A 687-nucleotide genomic window follows, 5' to 3' on the forward strand; every position below is an offset into this window, starting at 1 on the left:
AGAAGGCGAGCTGGACCTTCACCGCCCGCGCCTTGTCCGCCGCGAGCGCGAAGGCCTCCGCCGCCCGCTCCGCCGGCAGCACCGCGCTGAGCAACGGGTCGGGGTCGATCGCGCCAGAGGCGAGCAGCGCCACCGCCTCGGCGAATTCGGGGCCGAAGCGGAAGGCGCCGGCCAGCTCGATCTCCTTGCTCACCAGCGCCATCAGCGGCAGGCTCATGTCGCCGCCGAGGCCGAGCTGGACGATCCGCCCCTGCGGCCGCACCACCCCGATCAGCCCGGCGAGCGAGGAAGCGGCGCCCGACGCCTCGATCCCCGCATCGAACCAGCCCTTGCCCTCGGCGAAGCGGGCCAACCCGTCCGGCTCCCGGCCGAGATCGACCGTCTCCGTCGCCCCCAGCCTTGCCGCGAGGGCGAGCGGCGCGCCGAGCACGTCGCAGGCGACGATCTCGGCGGCCCCGCGATGCCGTGCGGCGAGCAGGGCGAGCAGGCCGATCGGCCCCATCCCGGCGATGATCACCCGCATCCCCGGCCCGATCCCGGCCCGTGTCGCGGCGTGCAGCCCCACCGCCAGCGGCTCGGCGAAGGCGGCGCGCTCGACCGCCAGCCCCGCCGGCAGCCGCACGAGCTGGCGCGCCGGCACCGTGATCGCGGAGCGGAACGCGCCGTGGATATGCGGCCGGCGCATCG

The 687-nt window shown here is 76.3% G+C and carries 1 protein-coding gene; it reads right to left on the reverse strand.

Annotated elements, in window-relative coordinates; translation table 11 throughout:
- Positions 1-687: zinc-binding dehydrogenase (locus APM_RS12585; RefSeq protein WP_039888571.1), on the reverse strand; the 687-nt coding region annotated here is incomplete at both ends.

Origin of the sequence: Acidiphilium sp. PM (assembly GCF_000219295.1) — a bacterium.
Taxonomy (GTDB): Bacteria; Pseudomonadota; Alphaproteobacteria; order Acetobacterales; family Acetobacteraceae; genus Acidiphilium; species Acidiphilium multivorum.